Origin of the sequence: Treponema sp. JC4 (assembly GCF_000260795.1) — a bacterium.
Classification (GTDB): Bacteria; Spirochaetota; Spirochaetia; order Treponematales; family Treponemataceae; genus Treponema_D.
In genome coordinates this window covers 13,039-37,305 of the sequence record NZ_AJGU01000006.1, presented here as the reverse complement: position 1 = coordinate 37,305, position 24,267 = coordinate 13,039, and the positions used below count along the sequence as shown (strand labels likewise).

Genomic DNA, 24,267 nt, shown 5'->3' with positions numbered 1-24,267 from the left:
CAGGAGGTTTTATTATGATGTATCCTTTTATGACATTAAATGACGGGACTGGAATTGCGCATTCTGAAGCATTGCAAAAAGAAGGTAAAGAACAGATAAAGGTTTATTTCGAACAGCCTGTTGAAGGTGGCTTTAATTCAGCAGAATGCTGGCTTCCTGACTATAACTGGACTTTATGCGAAGGATTTTCAGAATCACAAAAAGATTATTTTCAAAAGTTTCTCGAAAGTACAGCCCATATAATTATAGATTTAGCCCGTAATGGAGGCTTTGAAAATGCCTCAGGTTTTTAAAATTGGAAGCTTTGTAGTATTCTTGTGGTTTGCAGAGGGTGTACCTCTGGAACCAATTCATGTTCATGTTTGTGAAGGCGTACCTACAAACAATGCTACAAAAATCTGGATTACAAAGAATCACAAAACTCTGCTTTGCCACAATAAATCAAATATTCCTTTCCATAAATTAAATACAATTATGAAAATCATTGAAGCTCGTGCTAGTGAAATTGAAACAAAATGGAAAGAATATTTTGGTCAGTTACAATACTATTGCTAATTTTTTCGTGTCTTAAAAACTCCTAAACAAATTTGCCATTTCGATTGCACCTACCGCACATTCAAAGCCCTTGTTTCCGGCTTTACTGCCTGCACGCTCGATTGCCTGCTCGATATTATCAGTTGTAATTACACCAAACATTACCGGTACTCCGTTTTTAACGCTTGCCTGAGCTACGCCCTTGGAAACTTCAGCGCAGACATAATCATAATGACTTGTAGAACCACGGATAACTGCCCCTACCGCAATTACGGCATCGTATTTTCCGCTGGCAGCCATTTTATCAGCCGCAAGAGGGATTTCAAAAGCGCCTGGAACCCAGGCAGCAGTGATGTTATCCTCTTCTACACCATGACGAACAAGTCCGTCTACCGCGCCGCCAAGCAGCTTATTCACGATGATTTCGTTAAAGCGCGAAGCTACAATACCAACCTTCATGCCTGCAGGCGCAACTAATTTTCCTTCCAGAACTTTAATTTCTTTCATTTTTCCCTAACCTTCCTTTGCAGGGCTGTCTGCCCCAAGTTTGTGCAAAATATGTCCCATCTTATCCCGCTTTGTAATCATATAGAACAAATCATACTTTTGCGGAGTAATTTCAATCGGCTCGCGGCGTTCAACCTTAAGTCCAAAGCCGTCCAGACCATAAATCTTTTCCGGATTGTTTGTAAGCAGACGAAGAGTTTTACAGCCCAAGTCCCGCAAAATCTGCGCACCAATCCAGTATTCGCGTAAATCCGGCTTAAAGCCCAGCTTTACGTTAGCCTCAACCGTGTCGTAGCCCTCTTCCTGCAAAGTGTAAGCCTTAAGCTTATTTATCAGCCCGATTCCCCGGCCTTCCTGACGCATGTAAAGGATAACACCCCGCCCCTCGTCGTTTACCCGCTTCATTGCAGCCTTAAGCTGAGGCCCGCAGTCACAACGCTGGGAACCAAAAACATCACCTGTCAGACATTCCGAATGTACGCGGCAAAGAACATCCTCTCCATCGCCGATTTCGCCTTTCACAAGTGCAACGTGATGTTCACCAGTCAAATCATTTACATAACCGTAAATATCAAAATCACCGAATTCAGTCGGAAGCTTTGCCTTAGCCTCGCGGACAACGTGTTTTTCGTTCACACGCAGATAATCCTGCAGCGCCTTAATCGTGATGATTTTCATATCAAGCTCTTCTGCCAGTACCATCAGTTCCGGTCCCCGCATCATAGTGCCGTCGTCCGCCATCACCTCGCAGCAAAGTCCGCATTCTTTAAGGCCAGCCAGGCGGCAAAGATCAACAGTTGCTTCTGTGTGCCCGTTGCGAACAAGAACACCGCCTTTACGCGCAATAAGGGGGAACATATGACCCGGGCGGCGGAAATCTCCTGCGCAAGCCTCGTCGTCCACACATTTTCGAGCCGTAATTCCGCGTTCTACCGCACTGATTCCTGTTGTTGTAGAAACATGGTCTATGCTTACGGCAAAGGCAGTTCCGTGATTATCTGTATTCACCGCAACCATAGGATTCAGTCCCAGCTTTTCGGCACGCTCTGCACTCATAGGCATACAGATCAGACCTTTTGCGCGGCTTGCCATAAGGTTCACGTTCTCCGTTGTGGCAAATTCCGCTGCACAAATCATGTCGCCTTCGTTTTCGCGGTCTTCGTCGTCGGTAACAAGAATAATTTTGCCCGCGCGTAAATCCGCCAGGGCTTCTTCAATTGTATTAAACTTTTTTTCCATAATTACCTCTTATTCTGCCAGCCAGGCCATTAATTTTTCATCGCGGGCAGACTGATTTTTTTGCAAAAGGGAGCCTCCAAGCAGGCGCTCCACATACTTTCCGATTATGTCATTTTCAAGGTTTACGCTGTCTCCGACCCGCCTGTCACCCAGCGTTGTTTCCCCCAGCGTATGGGGAATAATGCTGATGCTAAAGTCTGACTCGCTCACGCCGGCAACTGTAAGGCTGATTCCATCCACCGTAATCGAACCTTTTTCTACAATCAGACGCAAAATCCCTTCAGCTGCCGAAATCCAAAATCGCACGGCATTCCCGTCCTTCAGAATTTTTGTGATTTTTCCTCTTCCGTCGATGTGACCGCTCACAATATGACCGCCAAAACGTCCGTCAGCTGCCATGGCACGTTCAAGGTTTACGCGGGCCCCGCAAGTCAGCTGACCCAAATTAGAGCGCGACAAAGTTTCGGGCATAACGTCTGCATAAAAGCCGCCGTCAGCAAGTCTTGTAACTGTAAGGCAGACGCCATTCACAGCAATTGAATCGCCGATGTGAGTAGTTTCTAAAATTTTATCTGCTTTAATAAATAAAGAAGAGGCGTCGCATTTTTCAACGACGCCCACAGTTTCTACTATTCCCGTAAACATACGTGAGGTTAAAAATCTCCGCTATAATTTGTAATTTGCCTAACCTCACTAACAACCTTTGCTTCGCAAAGCTTGCATTACAATGAGTCTAAAGCGTACAAATAGTACGATATAAAACTAATTTAATCAAGATGGTTTTATATAAAACTACTGATTAGGGGATGAATCCTTAGGAATAATATAAAAGACGTTTTCAGCCGTTCCCCCTTCAACTGTATAACTTGCCTTATAGCAGGTCTTTGTTTTTGCAGCGTCTTTTATACTTACATCAACACCTTCCATATGCGTTATTTCCGTTATAGTTCCAGGAGTTGCGGACACCACTGTACCATTTATTGTAATTGTTTGACTGCCTGTTTTCTCTTCAAATGTTACTTCCTTTACTGGTAAAACATAATAGTCATATGCATCCGTTACAGTGCTAGGAATCTTAAAACTTGTCTGAAGACCTGTAATATCATTTACCTCAACATATTTTGTTGATAAAGCAAGATTTAAGAAACAATTAAAGCCGGCAAGATCCTTCAACTTATAAGAGTTTGAACTGCTATAATCTGAATCTGCAACCAGATATGTTTTTCCTCCATCCTTGAAAGTTGCTATAATTTTTTCTATTTCAGCTGCTATTTCACCATCTGGTTTAAAGATCGTATTTTGAGCATCATTGATTTTTTCGATAGTCGCTTTTTCTACTGTATCTCCGTCATAACCAGCTGTAGCCTCAACATCATTTAAAAGCAGAGTAACGGGAGTAAATTTGTCGCCTTTAAAGGCAGTTACAGCATCTTGAAGTTTTCCGTCTCGCTCCAAAAGACAGATAGCTAATGAACCAAGACTATAACTTTCTCCGTCAATTTTAGTTGCAAGCATTAAACCATCAAGGTTTTCAAAACGTTCATAATCATTGTAAAGAGAATAAACTACATTTTTTCCGAAATAATTTGCTGTTCCTTCTGAAATATCTGTAATTTTTATAGTTTTAGACTCTTCATCAAACTCGTCATTATATCTGTTAAGCCAGTATTTTGCGCGTGAATAATACTGATCTTTGCCAGACGGATTATTCCAGGCGTCACGCAAAGCAAGATAACAGAGAACCCGGTAAGTACGCGGGGTAAAATCGATAGGCCATAGCTGATCCCGATCTTTTGAAGCTGCACTACCCCAAGTTGGACTTGCAAGATCCTGAACATATTCGTGAAATGACTCATGATAGAATAAATCCAGTCTGTCACAGCATCTAGCTTTTGGACTAGTTGGCATACCAAAGGTTTCCATCATCTTTATCTCTTCCGGAGAAAAAGACATATCAATCATCATTGCTTTTTTTCCGTTATAGATCACTTTAGAAAAATTTGTACTTTGAATGACCTCCAGTGCGTCCAATATTTCAGGAGTTTTCTCTGTGATTTTTGTTATTCCACTTGGAGTAATGAGACAAATATTTGTCTTAGTCGGATTCATCTTTGCATCAACCAGAATCATATTAAAATTATCTTCCGTTAATACATCATCACCCGGCCAGACAACTTTCATTTTTCCATGACACTTCTGAATGGCTTCATACATAAAATTTGAAGCATATTCAAAAGTATATTCCGGCTCTCCACCCGATGAATCTGAACTTCCGTTACTGCACGAGCATACAGAAAGCATTAATAATCCCGCAAGGATATAAATAAGTTTTTTCATAAAAGGCCTCCTATGTTTATATAAAACCGTTACCTTAGTTAGAGCTTTCCGAAAATGCTTCTTTCAAATATTTTATCAGACTAGCTTCATTATAGAAATCTGCATAATTTGTAATTTCAACGTCCGGGCGGGCTCCAAACTCAACAGATTCCCAGAAATTATGATCGCTCAAACGCATGTTACAAGAAAAACTAAAAGGGAAACCATCTGCGGTAACTGCAGAACCTACAACACAACTGCCGCCACCAGAACGTTCGCCCAAAATCGGGATGCCGCATTCCTGCGCATAATATGGGAAGGCATTTCCACAAGAGAAAGAGGCAAAAGAACAAAGCATGGCAACCCTGATATTAAACTGATTTGAATCAAAGAAAAGTTGATAATATTCTTTATCCTTTTCATCAATTTTTCCATCAAGATTAAGGTCAGCCGTCGTAACTTCATGATAATTTGTATTACTATGAGCGTCGTAATAATACATATCACCGTTTCCAGTAATCATTGCAAGCAGCCACTGTAAAGCGCACTTCAAGCCGCCTTGATTATTTGAAACATCGATTAAAATAGTTTCTACATTTTTATAATCACCCGAACCATCCTTCTTATCTCGCTGAATATAGTAAAATGCCCGGTAGAACAAGCCTATAGTATCTGGATTTAAGAGATCTACATCCTTTGGGACAGGATAGTTCGCATCATCAGGATCTGGCGGTGTTGCAGTTATAAGTCCAGCCATACGATTTTTATACCACTCTGTCCATTTGACTACATCCATAGTAAAATGATCAAAACGGATAATTAATGTTTTTCCGCCATCAATAAGCTGAAGATTTTTTTCAAAATTTCCAGTTCGTTTACTACTGCGTTCTTCACTCTTTTTATCGTCATAAATCCATTTTCTACTTCTTCCAAGCAATAATACAGTCTGTGCAGCAGAAACTATATCCTCATCACCGAATGTAAGGAAGGAATTTTCATCAAAGGGCCATGAGCCTGGAGCTGCATGCTGATCTCCGTAAGTATATAGAGTCAATTTTACAAGTCCTTCAATATAATCTTCGTAAGTTTTTGATTTAAGCAGATTTTTTGTTTCAGGATCATACTGAGTTAGCATTTCATCAAAAGAAAGCAAATCTGCCTTTTTAACTATGTCTTGATTTGCATAACCTTTATTATTGGGGTCATCTGCAAAACCATAATAGCCAGGCTGACCATAAAGATAATCATGTGTAAAACAAAGTAGATTATAGGAATAATCAATCAGTTTTTGCGGACGCTCTTTCAAATTGCTGTACCAGTCTGAATATCCGAAATTGCTATAATTTTCGCTTCCTGTATATTTATAGATTGATTCTCCATTAAAAAGCCACTGTTCATGCTGAATCGTACAGGTAAAAAGCTGATTTAATACACAAAATGGCGCATAAACATCATCACTGCCGCCGTAAATCTTAAAGCCATATTTTGCAAAATCGAAAGTAACCGGCTGCTGTCCCGTAAATACCTTTTTGATGCTAAGCATTTTAGCGTTATCAATAGTCACGCTTGGTTCCGGATCAGAGAATCCAATCCATGAAGGACAGAATATCGTACTGTTTTTGATATTAACTACCATAGGAAAGGTTTTATTATCCAGTTCAGGAACAACTGCAATAATTGTATATTCCCCGTCAGAATAGGAAATATCCCTGATTTTACATTCACACTTTTCCAGCCAGTATCTTATGCCAACGTAAGGAAGATATTTATCGTTATTATAAATGCGGGCGTAAATAGTATCCGTTACATTATCATCTGTACCTTCTATCAGAGGAATTCCCTGTGAAACAAAATCCCTGGTCTCCTCTTTTGCCCCACCAGAAATGACAGTTATATTATCTGAGGCCTGCTGACAGGCAGTAACAAAAAGACAAAAGAAGGCTGCCATTAGCAGTGAATAATTTTTTTTCATAAAAGGCCTCCTATGTTTATATAAAACTTAATAGAGATTACGCATTCCTACACCAAAAATCCACTTGCCTTCACGTTCCCAGTTATCGCGGTTGTTGTCAAATTTCCAGTCCCACTGATAAAAAACACCTGTTTTAATTCTCATATCAGCCTTACCAATATTAATAAGAGAACCTCCAAATTTCAGGCTGAAAATATCGTATTTATTTTGTGAACTTTCTTTTACAATGGTTAAATCGTTGCTCAGATTATATTCATCTGTATGCTTTCTCTCATACATAAATCTTCCGGAAAGAGCAAAGGCATTAAAGAGACTGAAAATTAAATTTGCATCAATATAGTTTTCTGCCATACCCTGGCTATGAAGCGAATCCTTAGTATTAAAACTGTATTTATAGTCAGGTGAAGGGTCATGTTTATCATACATATCTTTATAATAATTAATATCAAACTGAACATTTGCTTTAGTCCAGTAAAAATACACAGGAGAATAAAGGACATCAAAAGTAACAGAAACTGGCTTTGCTACAGGCAAAAATATTGAAGTAGAATAATATGGACGTATGATATATCTGTTTTCTTTTTCATATATATCATAAAGCATAATAACATTTTCGAAAGCCTGCATCTTTCCTTCAGCTTTTATAGTTGCCTGTACTGTTTCAAATTCCATTCTGAAATTCAAACCGGGTTCAATTGTAAAAAAGGCAGTTTTTTCTTTTTGAAAAAATACGCTCTTTCCCCAGGGAATAAGCTTAAAATCAACTGCCTTATCCTCTTTTTCATATTTATGAACAAATTTAGAAGGTAGGTCCTTTACAGAACTATGATTTACATCCAGCGTAGTTCCATAATTAAAGAGCAGTCTTGAAAAAATCTGCTTTTCATCGGACCAGCGGTACTTCAGATTGAAATATGTAAGGCTTCCGTGCAGAGTCGGTTCACAACCCAAGTCATAACCGAAGGGAAGATTCATAAAGATATTAGCAGTCCTTACAAAAATATTAGGCTTCTTTTCAACAGCTTCTGACTGCACCTCGCCGCTTTCCTCTATTACAGCCTCGTCTACTTCGCCCATATCCTGAGCATAAAGCTGCTTAGAAAAACCAAAGGTCAGAAAACAAAATCCTAAAGCAAAAAAATGTCGTAATTTCATAAAAAACCACCTTTACCTATATTGTTAACCGAAAAATTGCCGGGTGTGAGCCCGGCAATATCTTAATAATCATTGCCAAAAAGCTCTTTTAGTGCTGCAATCAAATCGCTTTCGGTAAAGAACTTTTCATAACTGTCTCCGCTTAAAAGAGATATGTCAACTTCTGCACCGCCTTCGACAGATTTACTAAAGTCCTGAGCAGACAAGCGAGTGTTACACGAATAATGGTATGGAAAACCATCCGCCGTTACGCCTGCGCCGACAGTGCAGCTTCCTCCGCCCGAACGTTCGCCGATTATTTTTATTCCCCTTTCTTTTGCAAAGTATGGCAGGGCATTTCCGCAAGAGAAAGAGTTGAATGAAGTAAGAATCGCCACGTTTAAGCCACGACATGTGCTTGATCTTGTTCCAAAAAACTTTGAGCGGTAAGCCTCATCGTCGTCATCAACCTTTCCGTCAAGGTTTAAGTCTGCCTTTGTGATTTCGTGGTATTTTGTACCAGTGTGAACATCATCGTAATACAAGTCACCTTTTCCTGTTATGAGATAAAGAATATACTGCATTGCTAACTTGGCACCGCCACCGTTGCAGGAGTCATCGATTAAAACTGTCGTAACATTCGAATATTCATCCTTGTTCAAAATATAATAAAAGGCCTTGTAAAAGAGACCGATTGTATCATCTGGCAGAGTTACGCTGTCTGGATTTGGATTAGCTGTAGCGCTAGCATAATAAGCCTGCCAAGCGCCGACCAAGAGGGTAAAAGAGTCAAAGCGGATTATCAGAGTTTTTCCGCCGTCAATAAGCTCAAGTACCTTGTCGCTTTTTATTCTGCCGCTGTCGTCAATAATACCCTTTTGTTTACGCCAATAGTTGAGGCTATTTGTTTGACTTTCGCCAGATTTTTTTCTATCGTATTTCCATTTACCGCTTGTACCGTTCGCTATTATGTCGTTGACTGCGTTTTTGATTTCGCTATTATCAAACATAAGGAAGTCCTTCCATTGTACGCTTGCATGCTGGTCTCCGTAGGTGTAATAGGTCAGCCTGGTCAACCCCTTAAGGTAATCATAGTAAGATGATGATTTCAGCAGTTTCTTTGTATCAGGGTCATGCTGATTGAGAAAATCATCAAAGGAAAGCTTGTCAGCTGCAGCAACTTCTTCAACTTTTGCATAACCATTTCCGTCATCAGCAAAGCCGTAGTAGCCGGGGCGGCCGTAAAGATAGTCGTGGGCAAAACAAAGCAGGTTGTAAGACGCTTCCACCAGGGCTGCAGGTCGATTGTTCAAATCTGCATACCAGGAACTGTCCTTAAAACTTGTAAAATTTTCAGTCTTGGTGTACTGATAAAGCTTTTGTCCGTTGAAAATGGCCTGCACATTCGTGAGTGGACCGGTAAAAAGCTGATTCAGCACACAAAATGGCACATAGGCGTCATCAATACCACCATAAATCTTAAACCCATACTTTCCAAGGTCAAATGTAGCGGCTTTTTGGCCAACATAGCTTTTCTTTGATTCAATCAGTTCTCCCGAATAAAAGTAGAGGCCAGGCTTAGGATCTGCAATGCCTGCCCATGTCGGACAGTAAATCGTACTGTTTTTGACATTAACAACAAGCGGAAAAGTTTTTCCCAGGGCTTTTCCTGTTATTGTGTATTCTCCGTCAGAATAACTCATACTTTCGATTGAAACCTTGAGATATTCCAGCCAGTAACGGATACCCGCATAGGGAAGATACTCATTTTTGTCATATACGCGTGCAAAAATTGTATCCTCTACATGGTCGTCTGTTCCGCTGATAAGAGGAAAGGAAATGCATTCAAAATTTTTGTTTTCCTCGTAAGCGACATTCTTTACTACATTTATAGTGTCGCCTTCGTACTTACAGGCAGAAAAAGCTGCCAGAATAAAAGCAGCCGCAAATGCAGAGAAGAGTTTTCCTTGTAAAGATTTTTTCATTTATCCTCCGTGGTGATAATTTCTAAGAAAAAATTGCCGGGGTCAAACCCGGCAATGACAGAATAATTACAGTATTAACTAAGGATTTGAACTTGTACTTACACCAAGTGTACCTGAATTGATATTATTTACAAGCTCAGAAATAGTATCTGTATTGTAGAAATTTTCCGGATTATTGATGTAATAATGAGGATCAACACCACGGTCTATGTCGTAGTATGAACCGTTTTTGTTGACGCTCATTACGTATTTGCTGGACATACGGAAAATTGTACCGTCGGCTGCACTTGATGGCTGAACACAGCTTGAACCGCCGCTTGAAGTTACACCAAGAATTGTTACACGGTCAGATGCTTTGAGCATTGCAGGAACCATGTTTCCGCATGAGAAGCTGCATGGCGAAATAAGACAGAAGAGATTTTTGTCTTTAACTGTATCAGCGGCTTCATCAAAAGTTCCATTCATATTAACATCAGCTTCATAACCAATCGACCATTTAGCGCCGGTAATAGGATTTGTAAAATCAAAATCACATTTGCCAAGCATCCATGCAAGTACAAAGCAGGCTGAATGGTTTGCACCGCCACCATTATTTGACAAATCAAGAACGATGTTTTCTATATTTGGATCTGCCTGTACTTGTTCGTTTACAGCATAAATAAAGGAAACTGTGTCATATATGTTTTCATATTTATGTTTAGTTCTCTTTTCATCTTCATATGTTACATATTTGTTTAATAAACTGATAAGTTCATTCCCCAAGCTTTTTTTTGAAGCCTTTGTTTTAGCATTACTATTATTCGTAAATTCATCAAAACGAACAATTGCGGTTTTACCATCTTCAGAAACTGTATAACCAGAAATATCACCGGTTGCTACAGGCTGGCGTGCATTTGCATATTTTATTCCGTTCTCTTTGAATTTTTCTCCTATAGGGGATTTATGATATCCTGTCGGCCTATATTCAGTTCCTAAATATGGAGAGTTAAACATATAATTTGAATGACCGTCACCAAAATAGAATTCGCATACATCTTTCAAGGCATTTGCAAATGTTTTAGTGTCTGTACTCATCAATTTTTTCTTAATGCCAGCACTGACAAAATAAGAGTCAAAATCCGGGAATTTGTCTATACCGTGAATTGCTTTAAGTCCGTAGTTAAAATCAAGATTCATACAAAGCTCGTTATAGCAAAGTTCTGCCATAGCCGCACTTCTAGACTCGCCCGCATATATAGAAGTGGTGTAATAATCAGATGTCGGGTTAATATATGCTGACGGATAGAGCTTTACTCCGTTGTAAACAAAATGATACAAAGAAGGAGACAGGAATATATCGTTGAGCATTTGAAGTGGAATAGCAAGATTATAAGTGCCGTCTGAGTTTTTAGAAAGAATGACACCAACATCCTGTGTGTACCAGCCAAGGGCAACCGGCTGACCGGCAATATATGAAGTTCTTTCCTGATTTATTCTAAGATAACTTGGTCCTCCTTCAGCATCTTCAGCGTTTGCAACAGCTGCAGGATCCATATAAACACTATCTGGTTTCTGGAAAAACTGATCATAATTTTCAAAAGCAAGAGTATGCTTTGTTAAATCAAATATTGCTTTTGTATTTCCCCTCGCAGTATTAGTTATTGCTACCTGCTTTGTATCTGCATTAACATCAGAAATAGTATAACCGTTATTAAGATAAGCCCCTATAGATTCATTAGTCATACATACATAAGGTATGTCCTCTTTTCCCTCTCTGAAGTACAAAGTTACTTTTTCGCCTACACCTACTATTTCAACATTTTCTTTTGGGATAAGTGTTTCGATAACAACATCAAAGGTAGGTGTCTGCTCTTCTACCTTATTAATAATAGTATCGCCATCATAGTGACATGCAGTAATAAAAGCACAAAAAAAGGCAGCCACCACAAGATAATAAATTTTTTTCATAAGAACCCTCTTATTATTAGATAAAATATTGTTATATCAATAGTAAGGGGCAGTTTTTATAAAGTCAAATAATTTATAGCTGTATCAGATGAAGAAACTTTTATTTAAATTCCAGATATAAAATTTGACGTAAAAAATTCTCGGGTTATAATAATTACAACAAATATTTATTTTTCTGGAGATTCCTATGAAAAAAAACTTTAAACTTTTTTTAGCAGGCATTATCTCTGTACTTTTAATTCTCCTTACTGTTTATTTTACCTCCTGCTCTATGAACAATGAAGATTCTTCAAAAAAAGAAGAACCAACCGCAAGTACGAACGTAGTTTTCCCTTCAAAGGCAGATCCGGATGGAGGCGACATTACAGTAGATGCCGAACTCTACTCCAGCATTTTTGGAGATGCAACAAAATATGATGAAACACTTGCAATATCAAGTCTCTGTATGACTGTTGCGGCAGAAGAGGAAAAAACTTTACAAGACTTCTTTGTGGCTTTTGGCTTTAAAACGTTTGAAGCTTACAATGGAGCATCTGGCGGTTACGATGATAAAGATAATCCAGATTCTATTTCCTACGGTTTAGCCCACATGATAGATCCATATGATAACAACGGTATTATTGCAGTTGCTATTCGAGGCGTAAATTATTCTAGTGAATGGACAAGCAATTTTAATATAGGTAAAGAAGGAGACCATCACGGTTTTTCTAATGCAGCAAAATTAGTTTATACTGGCTTAAAATCATACATAGAAAAAAATTTTTCTACCGAATATGCAGATAAAAAACTTAAGCTTTGGATTACGGGGTACTCTCGTTCTGCAGCAGTAGCTGATATTCTTTCTTATTATATTATTACAGGTCTTGATACAGATACAACCTATGCACAATTAAATATTGATAAATCAAAAGTTTTTACCTACACCTTTGCAACCCCTCGTTCTTTGATAAAAACACATGCAAGAGAATATGAAAATGTTTTCAACCATATTTCTAATGCAGATCTGGTTACCTATGTTGCACCAGAAGCATACGGCTTATTCCGCTGTGGAACCGATAAAGTTTTGTTTGAAAGTAACAAGAGTCAATATACAGAACACAAAGATGCACAATCTTCAACTAGCGATTATACCAAGTATAAGCTTTCTTACACATCAGTTGTTGATGAATGGTTAAAGACTTTTAGCAGCGAAATTAATCTTCCAGATTTCTGTGCGCATAACTACTATGTATATACTAGCGGAGAAAAAAAAGAGGCGCATGATTTTCCTGGTAATAAATATACAACCGAAAAAGAGTGTATTGAATTCTTTATGGACTTACTCTTAAATGCCACAGGTGACGGCGCATCATTCAAAACTCGCGCAGAATTTGTAGATACAGCACAGTCTACAGTTCAGTATTTTGTTAACCTTTATATGAATAATAGTGATAAATTTTCAACCTTTATAAGTGAAATCAAAAACAATGTATTTACCTTAATGGGTAAATTGTCTTCTGAAACTGATTTTTGTAATTACATAACTGAATTACTGACAAAGTCTGGTATCACTGTTGAAAGTGAAAGTGTTCTTAAAGAACATTTAGCTGTATTGTATAAATCTGCAAATCCATTATCTACAACAGCTACTCTTTCAACGATTGTTATGCAATATGTTGTTCCAATGATGATTGGTGGAAATACAGACTTCCAGCGTATCATAAAAATGCACTATCCTGAGGTTACTCTTATTACTCTTCTAAAATCATTTCCAGAATCATAAACAATTACTTTTCATATTCAATCAGCAAATCTTCTTCAAACTGGCGGATTTTGGTCAGTTTGAAGAGGAAGGCTTCTTCTACGGCGGCAATTCCTTCGCCTGAAACGGGGGATTTTGCCGCACTTCCGCCGCCAAAGAGTTTTGGCGCTATAAAAGCATAAATTTTATTAACAATTCCCGCTTTTAGGGCTGAATAATTGATTTCTCCACCGCCTTCTATAAGTACGCTGTCGATTTTTAGCTGACCAAGGATTTGCATAAGGGCTGTCAAATCAAGACTACCTTCTGATGTAAGAGGTAGTTGTAATATTTCTAAACCGGCAGTTTTTAGCGCTGAGATTTTCTGCGCTACCCCTTCAGAAGCCTCCAGACCTTCTGCACAGGCTACAATTGTCGGGATTTCTTTTGCTGTTTTTACAAGCTGGCAGTCCAGCGGAATCCGCAGTTTTGAATCGCAGATTACACGCAGAGGATTGTTTCCGCCTGTCATTCTGCAATTCAGCATAGGGTTATCAGCAAGTACAGTTCCAATTCCGCACAAAATTGCGGCATAGCGGTTACGAAGCTGGTGAACATAAGCTCGTGCTGCTTCTCCTGTAATCCATTTTGAAGCGCCGGTTTTTGTGGCAATTTTTCCGTCGGCTGTCATGGCGTATTTTAAGGCAACATAAGGTCTTTTTGTCGTAATATAATGGAAGAAAATGGGATTTAAGGCATCACATTCCTGGCGTAAAAAATCTTCTATAACTTCTATGCCTTTTTCGCGTAAAAAAGAGTTTCCTTGTCCGTGTACAAGAGGATTTGGATCTCGGCTTCCAACAAAAACTCTTTTAATACCGACTTCTGCAAGAGCCTGACAGCATGGCGGCTGCTTTCCAAAATGACAGCAGGGTTCAAGGGTAACAAAAATTTCAGCACCTGCAGGGTCGTTTCCACGCGCAAGGCAGTCTTTAAGGGCTTCGCGCTCAGCGTGAAGTTCCCCGTATTTATGATGAAAGCCTTCCCCGATTATTTTACCGTCTTTTACAATTACGGCACCTACTAAGGGGTTAGGATTAGTCCAGCCTGAACCCTTCCAAGCCAATTCAATTGCACGACGCATGTAAGTTTCGTTTTCTGCCATGACTGCATATTAGCAGATGTAACAAATACTATCAATTTAAACCCGCGGTAAGGATTGGAGCTGCGCCGAAGGCGTTCGTAAGCAAGCAAGGCTTGCGTCGAATGAAGCGATAGCGGAACAGCGGAAAGCCTGACGGCGAAGCCGGACCGCCCGAATAATTATTGATAGTATGGCTCTTATGCTTTATAATTAGAGAAATTTCATTTGGAGGAAATGTAAAAAATGAAAAAGATTATTCTTGCAGCTCTTATGGTGGCAATGGTTTGCTCATCTACATTTGCAGCTAAAGCAAAAAAAGCAAAGAAGGCTAAATCTAGCGTTCGCATCGCAATGGTAACTGACTCTGGAGACATCACAGACCAGTCTTTCAACCAGACAACTTATCAGGCATGTAAAGACTATGCTGATGCTAACGGATTGGACTTCCAGTACTACAAGCCAGCTGGAGATTCAACAGCTGACCGCGTTGCTTCAATCGACGCAGCTTATCAGGACGGATACAATGTAATCGTTCTTCCTGGATTCCTTTTTGGTGAAGCTATCGTAAAAGTTGCTAAAGACTATGATGATGCTAAATTCATCGGTCTTGATATTAGTGAAGGTGACCTTGGTGGTCAGGCTGTTCCTTCTAACGTTTTCTGTGCAGTTTATGCTGAGGAACTTCCTGGTTTCTTCGCTGGTTACGCTGCTGTAAAAGAAGGATATCGTCACCTTGGTTTCTTGGGCGGTATGGCTGTTCCTGCTGTAGTTCGCTTTGGTTATGGTTTCGTTCAGGGTGCTAACAAGGCTGCTGAAGAACTCAAGATTACTGACAAAGTTACTGTTGAATATGTTTACGGTGGTCAGTTCTACGGTGATCAGACAATCACAGCTACTATGGACGGTTGGTACAAGAACCGCGGTGTAGAAGTTGTATTCGCTTGTGGTGGTGGTATCTGGACATCTGCTTGTGAAGCTGCTGCAAAAGTTGGTGGAAAAGTAATTGGTGTTGATACTGACCAGACTGCTCTTATCAACAACTACGGTGCTGGTATGTGTGTAACATCTGCTATGAAAGGTCTTGGTGCTACAATCGATGCAGTTCTTGCTTCAATTCAGGAAGGAAACTGGAATAACTATGCTGGTAAAGTTTCTTCTCTCGGATTGGTTTCTGGAACTAACTTGAACGTAAACTTCGTAGGTCTTCCACTCGACACATGGTCAATGAAGAACTTCTCTCAGAATGACTACAAAAAGCTCGTAAGCGATGTTTACTCAAAGAAAACAGCAGTTTCAAATGCTATCGACAAGGCACCTGAGACTAGCGTAAAGGTTAATTATTATCAGAACATTAAATAATCTAAAAGTTTGACGCGAAGGAGTGGAGCGTTGGACGAAAACATTCTGTTTGTGGCGCCGCAAAGCGGCATCTTATAGTTTCTTTACCACAAACAGCATGTAGCGCGATATCGCGCGGTTTCGTACAATGCTACACGACTGGGAGTCAAACTTTTTTGGAAGGTGAATTTCTGTATGGGGATTCACCTTTTTTTATTTTAAATGATTTTTCTGTAATTTTAGTTTATAATGTAATTTATGAACGAAAATTATATTATAGAAATGCTTAACATAACCAAGCGTTTCCCTGGAATTATTGCAAACGACAATATCACCCTGCAGTTAAAAAAAGGTGAAATCCATGCCCTTCTAGGCGAAAACGGTGCCGGAAAATCTACTCTTATGAGCGTTTTGTTCGGTCTTTACCAGCCGGAAGAAGGCGAAATCCGTAAGAATGGTCAAAAAGTTGATATCCGAAATCCGAATGATGCAACTGCCCTTGGAATTGGAATGGTGCATCAGCACTTTAAGCTTGTAGAAGTTTTTACTGTTCTTGATAACATCATTCTGGGAAGTGAAACCTGCAAATACGGCTTTATTGACCGCAAATCTGTCCGCGAAAAAATCATCAACCTTAGTCAGCGCTATGGTCTTGCCGTTGATCCGGACGCAAAAATCGAAGACATTACAGTTGGAATGCAGCAGCGTGTAGAGATTTTGAAAATGCTTTACCGCGATAATGAAATCCTGATTTTTGATGAGCCTACTGCCGTTCTTACTCCTCAGGAAATCAAAGAGCTCATGCAGATTATGAAAAATCTGGCTGCGGAAGGAAAATCAATCCTCTTTATTACTCACAAGCTTAACGAAATCATGGAAGTTTCTGACCGCTGTTCAGTTTTGTGTAAAGGCCGCTATATCGGAACTGTTGATATCGCAAACACAAATAAGGAAGAGCTCAGCCGCATGATGGTTGGACGCGATGTTCAGTTCACAGTTGATAAAGCTCCTGCAAATCCTGGAAAAACTATTCTTGATATTCAGCATTTGAGTGTTGCCAGCAAGCTTCACAAAAAACTTGCCGTAAACGACGTAAGCCTTAAGGTTCACGCAGGCGAAATTGTCTGCATTGCTGGAATCGATGGAAACGGTCAGTCGGAATTCATTCAGGGAATTACAGGTCTTGAAAATTTCGTTCATAACCCTGAAACAAAAATCCTTCTTGATGACGTGGATGTTTCAAAAAAATCTATCCGTGAAAAATCAAAGGCTGGTATAAGCCACGTTCCGGAAGACCGTCATAAGCATGGACTCGTGCTCGACTACACCCTTGAACAGAATATGGTGCTTCAGCGTTACTGGGAACCTGATTTCCAGAAGCATCAGTTTATTAAAACAAAGGAAGTTACTGCTTACTCTCAGGAATTAATTGATAAATACGACGTACGAAGCGGTCAGGGCTGCAAAACTCCGGCCCGCGCAATGTCTGGCGGTAACCAGCAGAAGGCAGTTATTGCCCGCGAGCTTTCGCACGACCACAAGCTTTTGATTGCAGTTCAACCAACCCGCGGTCTTGATGTCGGCGCTATTGAATTCCTTCATAAAGCAATTATTGCTGACCGTGATGCCGGAAAGGCAGTTCTTCTGGTTTCTTATGAACTTGAAGAAGTTTTGAACCTGAGCGACCGCATTCTTGTAATGTATGAAGGCGAAATTGTCGGCGAACTCAATCCTAAGGAAACTACACCTGAGGAACTTGGTCTTTATATGGCCGGTGCAAAACGTCAGAACAAGGTGGAGGCTTAAAATGGCAGATTCAAAATCAAATAAATTCAAATCAATTTTGGCATCCGGCTCTTTTCATTCAATTCTTTCGGCTGTTTTGTGTGCCGTTCTGGGAATTTTAGTCGGATTTATCATCCTTTTGATTATCAACGCTGAACACGCGCCTAAAGCAATCAGCGTTATCCTTAAAAACTTTATGTATTACCGCAACGTTGGAAAACGCTGGTATTACCTGGGTCAGACACTTGTAAAGGCCGTTCCTCTTATTTTGTGCGGAATTGGCGTTCTCTTTGCCTATAAATCTGGTCTTTTCAACATTGGAATTGCAGGTCAATATTGTGTGGGAATTGGAATTACCCTCTGGTCGGCACTTTACTGGCATCTTCCTTGGATTCTCTGCATTATTCTTGCAGTTGTAGCAGCTGCTGCCTGGGCGGCACTTGCAGGACTTTTGAAAGCGCTTTGTAACGTAAACGAAGTTATCGCCGGAATCATGCTGAACTGGATTGGACTCTATCTTGTAAACATCCTTATGCAGAATGAAAACGTTATGAACGTTGGAAAATCTGAAACTTTCTCTATTGCGGCAACTTCTCCTCGTTCACTCTTGCCAACCTGCGGTCTTGGAAAATTCTTCCATGATAATGAATATGTTTCCATCGCTATCCCTATTACAATTATTGTTGCAGTTGTAATTTACATTGTTCTTACTAAAACAGTTCTTGGTTACGAGCTTCGTGCTACAGGTTTGAACAAGCATGCCGCAAAATATGCCGGTATGAAGGATAAGCAGAATATCATCCTTACTATGATTATTTCTGGTGCAATTGCAGGTCTTGGAGCATCTCTTTACTATCTGACAGACATTCAGCCATGGAAGACAAGTTCTGTAGTTCCTGGAATGGGCTTTAACGGAATTGCGGTTGCCTTCCTTGGAGCACTTAATCCTATTGGTGTTATTTTTGCCGGTTTCTTTATTCAGCATATTACTCAGGGCGGAAGCTTTATTGATACTAAATACTTCAACCCTCAGATTGCTGATTTGATTTCTTCTATTATCATTTACTGCTGTGCATTCATGTTCCTGCTTAAAACATTTATTGCAAAGCATCTTGATAAAAATTCAGCCGAGCTTAAAAAGTTAAGATAAGGGGAAGATTATGTTACTTATTCAATATACTTTAATTTACGCATCAGTTTTGATTTTCGTAGCCTTCGGCGGAATGTTCAGTGAACGCAGTGGTGTTATCAACCTGGGTCTTGAAGGAACTATGGTTATGGGTGCGCTGGGCGGTGCCTTTATTTTGTATTCACTGCCAGCAGGAACTCCAGCTATCTGCATTATTTTACTTACGATTCTGACCAGTATTGTTTTTGGTATGCTTTATTCGCTTTTCCTTGCGGTGGCTGCCATCAACTTTAAGGCTGACCAGACTCTTGTAGGAACTGCAATGAACATGCTGGCAACTGCGGCTTCGGTTGTAATTGTAAAATCTTTTAATAATGCGCGCTCAGCAGGTCAGAACCCTTCGGCAATTCTTGATTACATTCAGAACCGCAAGGTTTTCCTTCTTGGTGATTTCAACATCTATATGATTTTGACTTTGATTTTGATTGCAGTTGGATATGTTGTTTTGTTCAAAACCCGCTTTGGTCTTCGCCTTATGGCTTGTGGTGAACATCCTCAGGCAGCTGCCAGCGTTGGTATCAACGTTTTCAAAATGCGCTATTCCGGAGTTTTGATTTCCGGTTTGTGTGGCGGTGTTGGCGGAATCATCTACATTTCTGCTGCAAACAGCCAGTGGGATTTTATGTACGGTGTTGCCGGTGCAGGCTTCCTTGCCCTTGCCGTAATGATTTTTGGTCAGTGGAATCCGCTTAAGATTGCTGCCAGTGCCCTGCTCTTTGGTGCCTTCCGTGCCATTGCCGACACTTACTCAGCCTTCGACTTCTTAATCCACCTTGTACCAGGCGACGTTTATAAGATGCTTCCATACATCATTTCGCTTATCGTACTTGCCTTTACCTCACAGAATTCCCGCGCTCCTAAGGCAGAAGGAATCCCATACGACAAAGGAACACGTTAAAAGCACACTTTTTGTGTACAAAAAGTGTGTGAGTGCGGTTAATTCAGCTGCCATTTTTATGCTAAGTTACAACCGCACGCAATAAGGGTACACGATAATTGCACAGTTTTTACGAAGTAAAAACTGTGACATTGCGGTTCAAAAAACTGACATTTGTAAGTCAGATTACGACCGCACGCAATAAAGGAACACGTTAAAAGCACACTTTTTGTATAAAGAAAGGGCTGTCCGGTTATCGTCGGGCAGCCCTTTTTTTATGCTAAGTTACAGTCGCACGTATTCTAGTAGTTTGCTTTTACAAAGTTTTCAGTTTCTTCCAGCGTTGGCAGAGCCGGAATAGCACCGCGTTTTGTAACACAGAGGGAAGCTACAGAGTTTGCAAAGTTTATGTCCTGAACTAATTCTTCAGCGGTAAAGCTGAGCGGTTTTTCGCGGCGGGTAAGACGGAAGAGGAGGCCTCCGTTGAAGCTGTCGCCGGCACCGGTTGTATCGGCAACCTTTACCTTTGGAACACTGATTGTGCCACTTGCAGTGCAAGTTTCTGTCTTTGCAGAATAATATACACCTTTTGAGCCAAGCGTAATCATTATCAGTTTTACGCCTTCAGCATGGATTTTTGCAGCACCTTCTTCGCAAGTTACGTCACCAAACAAAAGGGCAAGTTCCTCATCAGAAACTTTTACGATATCTGCATATTTGAAAAGGCTTTTGAGCTCGTCCCTTGCATCACTGCGACCCTTCCAGAGATTTGCACGCCAGTTAGGGTCATAGGAAATGATTCCGCCGGCCTTTTTCACAAGGTCGATTGCCTTTAAAGTAGTTGATTTTGCAGGCTGGTCTGTAAGGGAAAGCGACCCCACGTGCAGGATTTTTGTGCTTTTCAAAAGCTCCATGTCCAAATCAGCCTCAGTCAGCTGGGTATCAGCACCAGGATTTCTGCAGAAAGAAAAATGACGCTCGCCGTTTGCATCAAGCGATACAAAAGCCAGAGTTGTGTGCTGCTTTTCTGTTGTGCGCATTCCGCTAACATCAACGTTCAGCCCAGCAAGAGTTGCACGCAAGTCTTCGCCGAAGGAATCGCAGCCAGTCATTCCTACGAATGCTGCCTTTCCGCCCAGCTTAGCTACTGCGCAGGCACAGTTGGCAGGCGCTCCGCCTGGATTTTCTTCGTAGATATTTTTTCCGTCGGCAGATTTGCCGGCAAAAGTAAAATCAATAAGTATTTCGCCTAAAGCAACAACATCAGTCATTCAAAATCTCCTCAAAAATATATATTACACACCACAAAAAGCTCCCAGTCGAAGAAGGATTTTCAAAACCGCGCGATATCGCGCTACACGCTGTTGTGCCTTGGAACTATATACATGGCCGCTAAAGCGGCCGCACAACAGAGTGTTTTTGAAAACCCTTCTCCTCCTTCGCGCTTTTTGACCTTAAATTACCCTTTCATGAGCCCTTCCAGTACATCATAAGTTATCGCTTTCGTTTCCCCCACCTGCAAATCCGCCTCTTTCAGCGAGCCGTCCAGGCTGATTCCAAGAGCCGTCATTCCGCCGCGCTTAATTGCAGCAACTCCGGCTTCGGCATCTTCTACGCCAACGCAGTCGGTGTACCAGGCGCCCGAAAGTTCAGCGGCCTCAAGGAAAATATCTGCTTCCGGTTTTGCCTTCTGAACGCGATTGGCATCAGCAATTCCCTTGAACAAATCGCGGATTTTAAGCGCATCAAGAATGGCAGGCGCATTTTTACTTGAACTTGCAAGCACCGCAGGAACCCCGTGAGCCTTCAGCTCGCCAAGCAAGTCCTTAATTCCAGGCAGAATGTCCGCCGGTGTCAGGCTCTTCAAAAGCTCCTTGTAACGCTCGTTTTTCCAGAAGCATTTTTCCGCCTTCTTTTCCGCCGTCCACTTGGCTCCATTTTCACGCAGAATCACCTCAAGACTTTCCTCGCGGCTGATTCCAAGCAGCATTTTGTTCATTTCTTCGTCAAAACACAGACCCTCAGCGTCAGCCATCTCTTTCCAGGCCTTATAATGAAGCGGTGCGGTATTCGTAATCACGCCGTCCAAGTCAAAAAGTACGGCACCCAGTTTCTTTTTGAGAGAGAAAGAAGCGCAGTCGCCTTCTCCAAGTTCAACCTTTTCATTCCTATGGTAAATAACAAGCTTTCCGTGGCGAAGTCCACCTTCCAAGGTCTTATCGCCCGAGCCCTTACCAGCGCCCTTTCTGACCGAATATGTAACTTCCTCATGCGAGATTTTTACATCCAGAACATGTCCCTGAATCGCTAAAGAGAATTCCAATCCCTTCCAAGATTCCGGCAGCTTAGGATCAAAAGAGAAAACTCCACCGTAATCGCGGAAACCTGCAAAACCGTAAACAGTTCCCATCCAGCTTCCTGCCATACATGCAGTATGGATTCCGTCACGGCTGTTTCCGTTTACGTCATCAATATCCATGCGGACAGTTTTATTGTAGTAATCAAAAGCTTTTTCCGTGTCACCAGTTTCTGCCGCCATAATTCCCATAATCGAATAAGAGAGCGAAGAGTCGCCGGTTGTATACTTCTGATAGTATTTGAAGTTACGGATTTTTTCTGCCTTAGTAAAACGGCCGCTCAGCAAAAACTGTGCCAGAACTAAATCAGGCTGCTTCAAAACCTTGTGGCGGTAGATTTCCAGCGGATGATAGTGCATCAAAAGCGGGTACATAGATTTTGGTGTATTTTCAAAATCCCAGTCCGGCTTATCAAGGAAGCTGTCATCCTGAGGATAAATGCCCATTTCCTTATCAAAAGGAATATAGATATTTTCTGCTATATTTTTCCAAGTTGATTTTTCAGCCTCACTTGCCTGCTTGCCGGAACGTGCCGCACTGATTTCAAGATTTTCCCGCGCCATAAAGTTTGTAAAGGCGTTGTTGTTTACGATTGCAGTGTACTCGTCCGGGCCTGTTACATCGTTGATGCAGAATTTATTTCCCTTGTGAGGAATAAAGTCGCCAAGGCTTTCCCACATGCGGGCAGTCTGAGCGCACATTTTTTCTACTGTCGCCTGGTCAAAGCCCTGGTCGTCTCCGTGAGCATTCAAAAAACGGTTGAGGGCAAAAATGATGTCCGCATTAATGTGATACTGGGCAGTTCCTGCCGGGTAGTAGGCGCTGGTTTCTTCACCGTCGATTGTGCGCCATGGGTAGAGGGCACCTTTAAGGTTCAGCTCTGCCGCACGCTCTTCTGCCTTTGGCAAAATACGGCCGCGGTATTCCAGAAGCTTTTTTGCAACTTCCGGCGCTGTATATGTGAATACCGGGCAAACATAGCTTTCTGTATCCCAGAAGAAGTGACCTTCGTAACCTTCGCTTGTAAGTCCCTTGGCTCCAATGCTGGCTTTTCCTGTACGACTTGCAGACTGCAAAAGATGGAAAAGGCTGAAATGCAGCGCTTCTTCGCTTTTTTCGTCGCCCTCAATTTTGATTTTTGCAACATCCCAGAAATCAGAAAGGAAGTCTTTCTGTTCGGTAACGGCTGCATCAAAACCTGCACCTGCAAATGCCGAGCATTCCTTTTCAGCCTGCTTTGCAAGGGAATTTATGTCTCCGCCGTCTGCTTCGCTTTTCCAGCAGTAAGTGATGTATTTTTCAAGAATTATTTCCTTTCCGGGCTGTAAATTTGCCTTTGTAAAAACGTACAAAATTTCAGAATTTTCAAAAGAAAATCCTTCATTTTTAACGAATTTCAGCGAAATTCCATCGATTTTTGCCAAATTCTGCACATTTCCGCTCAAAAAAAGTCCGGATTTTGCAGTTTTTGCCTCAAAGGTGATTTTTGCATTTTCACTGGAATTTCCGCAAATTTCCACATTTTTTGAAAGAATTTCCAGCGGTTTATGGCGGAATTTTGCCCCGATTCTAGGGTCATCTTCTGCAAGAATATTGCCGGCTGTAATATCTACCGCACTGGCAATTTCAACTTCCAGAGGCGTTTTTCCTGTATTTTTTACGCAATAACGGATAGCGGCGCAGTTTTCGTGCTTAAAAGAAACAAGACGCTCGCTGTGCAGGTGGATTTTATCAGAACCCTTTTCCCAGTCACATTCGCGGGTCAGAAGGCCTTTTTCCAAATCTGTGGTCAGCGTATTCGATGTACATTTTCCGCTGCTTCCATCGATTGCAAATGCGGCGCCATTAACGCGCATTTCAATTCTTTTTGCGTCCGGCAGATTCAAAATTGTTTCGTGATTTTTTGCATAGCCGTAGGCAGTTTCGCCGTAAAGAATGCTTTCCTTATCAAAAAATCCGTTTATATAAGTTCCTTTATGGAAGGTGCCGGCTTTTTCTTCTGTGTCGCCGCGCATCCCAATATTGCCGTTGCCCAGCGTAAAAAGAGTTTCATTACGCTGAACGCTGTCTTTTCCAAATTTATCTGTTGAAAAAATCATAAAAAAATCCTTTTCTAAAAACGCTCTCACGGGGAACCATGTTTCGCTCCGCCGAGAACCCTCGCCGCTTCGCTCTGTATGAATTCTTCCGCGTTGTATCAACCTCATCGGGTTCAATGCTTCG

Annotated in this window: 18 protein-coding genes; 7 read left to right on the top strand and 11 right to left on the bottom strand. The window is 41.1% G+C overall.

The window, feature by feature from the left end; translation table 11 throughout:
• Positions 1-14: 14 nt before the first annotated feature.
• Both MSI_RS04660 and MSI_RS04655 read left to right on the top strand, forming a co-directional pair.
• Positions 15-293 carry a hypothetical protein gene (locus MSI_RS04660; RefSeq protein WP_009104222.1) on the top strand — a complete coding sequence of 93 codons (279 nt, stop codon included), beginning with the start codon at positions 15-17 and terminating at the stop codon, positions 291-293.
• Complete coding sequence (locus MSI_RS04655) at positions 277-555, top strand: DUF4160 domain-containing protein (protein WP_009104220.1); 279 nt, start codon at positions 277-279, stop codon at positions 553-555. The genes MSI_RS04660 and MSI_RS04655 overlap by 17 nt, the downstream gene beginning before the upstream one ends.
• 12 nt (positions 556-567) lie before the next feature.
• Here the strand turns inward: MSI_RS04655 and ribE are convergent, their stop codons facing one another.
• The 8 genes from ribE to MSI_RS04615 form a co-directional block, all read right to left on the bottom strand.
• Complete coding sequence (gene ribE, locus MSI_RS04650; protein ID WP_009104218.1) at positions 568-1,041, bottom strand: 6,7-dimethyl-8-ribityllumazine synthase; 474 nt, start codon at positions 1,039-1,041, stop codon at positions 568-570.
• A gap of 6 nt (positions 1,042-1,047) precedes the next feature.
• The gene (locus MSI_RS04645; RefSeq protein ID WP_009104216.1) at positions 1,048-2,280 is read right to left on the bottom strand and encodes a bifunctional 3,4-dihydroxy-2-butanone-4-phosphate synthase/GTP cyclohydrolase II; all 1,233 of its coding nucleotides are present in this window, start codon (positions 2,278-2,280) and stop codon (positions 1,048-1,050) included.
• A gap of 9 nt (positions 2,281-2,289) precedes the next feature.
• Complete coding sequence (locus tag MSI_RS04640) at positions 2,290-2,925, bottom strand: riboflavin synthase (protein ID WP_009104213.1); 636 nt, start codon at positions 2,923-2,925, stop codon at positions 2,290-2,292.
• A gap of 147 nt (positions 2,926-3,072) precedes the next feature.
• Positions 3,073-4,617 (bottom strand): hypothetical protein, encoded by a 1,545-nt coding sequence (locus MSI_RS04635; protein WP_009104207.1) that lies wholly within the window; start codon positions 4,615-4,617, stop codon positions 3,073-3,075.
• Between the two features lie 34 nt (positions 4,618-4,651).
• A complete protein-coding gene (locus tag MSI_RS04630; RefSeq protein WP_009104204.1) occupies positions 4,652-6,568 on the bottom strand; it encodes a S41 family peptidase in 1,917 nt (638 codons plus the stop codon).
• 27 nt (positions 6,569-6,595) lie between these two features.
• Entirely contained in the window at positions 6,596-7,723 is a 1,128-nt protein-coding gene (locus MSI_RS04625) for a hypothetical protein (protein ID WP_009104203.1), read from the bottom strand.
• Between the two features lie 62 nt (positions 7,724-7,785).
• Positions 7,786-9,687 (bottom strand): S41 family peptidase, encoded by a 1,902-nt coding sequence (locus MSI_RS04620; RefSeq protein WP_009104201.1) that lies wholly within the window; start codon positions 9,685-9,687, stop codon positions 7,786-7,788.
• Between the two features lie 78 nt (positions 9,688-9,765).
• A complete protein-coding gene (locus MSI_RS04615) occupies positions 9,766-11,634 on the bottom strand; it encodes a S41 family peptidase (RefSeq protein WP_009104199.1) in 1,869 nt (622 codons plus the stop codon).
• Positions 11,635-11,821: 187 nt separating this feature from the next.
• On the opposite strand from MSI_RS04615, the gene MSI_RS04610 reads away from it, so the two are divergent.
• Positions 11,822-13,396 (top strand): lipase class 3, encoded by a 1,575-nt coding sequence (locus MSI_RS04610; RefSeq protein WP_009104197.1) that lies wholly within the window; start codon positions 11,822-11,824, stop codon positions 13,394-13,396.
• Between the two features lie 4 nt (positions 13,397-13,400).
• On the opposite strand, the gene ribD is transcribed toward MSI_RS04610, so the two are convergent.
• Positions 13,401-14,519 carry a bifunctional diaminohydroxyphosphoribosylaminopyrimidine deaminase/5-amino-6-(5-phosphoribosylamino)uracil reductase RibD gene (gene ribD / locus MSI_RS04605; protein ID WP_009104195.1) on the bottom strand — a complete coding sequence of 373 codons (1,119 nt, stop codon included), beginning with the start codon at positions 14,517-14,519 and terminating at the stop codon, positions 13,401-13,403.
• A 222-nt stretch (positions 14,520-14,741) separates the two neighbouring features.
• On the opposite strand from ribD, the gene MSI_RS04600 reads away from it, so the two are divergent.
• The 4 genes from MSI_RS04600 (at position 14,742) to MSI_RS04585 (ending at position 19,708) form a co-directional block, all read left to right on the top strand.
• Complete coding sequence (locus MSI_RS04600; protein ID WP_009104192.1) at positions 14,742-15,857, top strand: BMP family protein; 1,116 nt, start codon at positions 14,742-14,744, stop codon at positions 15,855-15,857.
• A gap of 237 nt (positions 15,858-16,094) precedes the next feature.
• Positions 16,095-17,642 (top strand): ABC transporter ATP-binding protein, encoded by a 1,548-nt coding sequence (locus tag MSI_RS04595; RefSeq protein ID WP_009104191.1) that lies wholly within the window; start codon positions 16,095-16,097, stop codon positions 17,640-17,642.
• A 1-nt stretch (position 17,643) separates the two neighbouring features.
• The gene (locus MSI_RS04590; RefSeq protein WP_009104189.1) at positions 17,644-18,771 is read left to right on the top strand and encodes an ABC transporter permease; all 1,128 of its coding nucleotides are present in this window, start codon (positions 17,644-17,646) and stop codon (positions 18,769-18,771) included.
• Between the two features lie 10 nt (positions 18,772-18,781).
• On the top strand, positions 18,782-19,708 hold the full coding sequence (locus MSI_RS04585) for an ABC transporter permease (RefSeq protein ID WP_009104187.1): 927 nt from the start codon (positions 18,782-18,784) through the stop codon (positions 19,706-19,708).
• Between the two features lie 281 nt (positions 19,709-19,989).
• Here MSI_RS04585 and MSI_RS04580 read toward each other — a convergent pair whose 3' ends face one another.
• Together MSI_RS04580 and pgmB are read right to left on the bottom strand one after the other, a co-directional pair.
• Positions 19,990-20,958 carry a carbohydrate kinase gene (locus MSI_RS04580; protein ID WP_009104184.1) on the bottom strand — a complete coding sequence of 323 codons (969 nt, stop codon included), beginning with the start codon at positions 20,956-20,958 and terminating at the stop codon, positions 19,990-19,992.
• Between the two features lie 188 nt (positions 20,959-21,146).
• A complete protein-coding gene (pgmB, locus tag MSI_RS04575) occupies positions 21,147-24,143 on the bottom strand; it encodes a beta-phosphoglucomutase (RefSeq protein WP_009104182.1) in 2,997 nt (998 codons plus the stop codon).
• Positions 24,144-24,267 lie beyond the last annotated feature (124 nt).